The organism is Massilia sp. CT11-108 (genome assembly GCF_047302915.1).
Lineage (GTDB): Bacteria > Pseudomonadota > Gammaproteobacteria > Burkholderiales > Burkholderiaceae_D > Telluria > Telluria orientalis.
The window spans coordinates 1-731 of the sequence record NZ_JBKYMO010001097.1; the positions used below are offsets into that span (position 1 = coordinate 1).

Below are 731 nucleotides of genomic sequence, written 5' to 3' on the forward strand. Positions count from 1 at the left end.
TTGTCCAACGCCGCCGCGCCCTTCCGGGCGCGGTTGTTCTATGCGGCCGCGCCCTCGGCCCAGATGATCTCGCGGGTAGCGGCGCCGACGAGCGCCGCGCCCAGCAGCAGAGCGCCCGCGGCGATGTAGAACGGCACCGTGAGGCCCCACGCGATCGTGAACCCGGCCAGCAGCGGCCCGACCAGCCAGCCCAGGTGCAGCGCACCGTTCAGCCACGACAGCGCGTGATTGCGCAGCGGGCCTTGCAGCCGGTCCGCGAGCATCGCGCGCACGATCGCGCTGTGACCCTCCAGCAGGCCGGTGCCGAAGCGGGCGACGAGGAACAGCGGATACGAGCGGCGCGCCAGCGCCCACGCCGTCAGCACGTGGCCGATGGCGGCGCCGACGGCCGTCACCAGCAGCAGCGGCCGGCGGCCGTAGCGGTCCGACAGCGACCCGAGCACGGCGGTGCCCAGCAGCAGGCCGATCGGGTTGACCATCAGCGCCAGCGCGAACAGCAGCTTGGGCGGCAGGCCGAGGAAGTGCGTCAGGCTGTCCGGCGCGCCGTTTACGAACAGCGGCGGCAGGATGGGATAAGGGAGCGACGCGCCGGTCGTGGACAACAGTCCGAGCAGGCAGGCGGTCGCGATCAGGAGGGCGTTCTTCATGGCGGACAGCCTAGCACGGCGCGCACCCCGACCGCATCAGGGACATTACCCAGGCGCGGCCGCGGCGACGGACAACCGCGCGAG

At 72.6% G+C, this 731-nt stretch carries 1 protein-coding gene; it reads right to left on the reverse strand.

Annotation, left to right across the window (positions count from 1 at the left end):
• Window positions 1-38: 38 nt before the first annotated feature.
• Window positions 39-647: an MFS transporter gene (locus ACEN88_RS33370; RefSeq protein ID WP_413346617.1), complete on the reverse strand. Its 609-nt coding sequence runs from the start codon at window positions 645-647 to the stop codon at window positions 39-41.
• Between the last annotated feature and the right edge of the window lie 84 nt (window positions 648-731).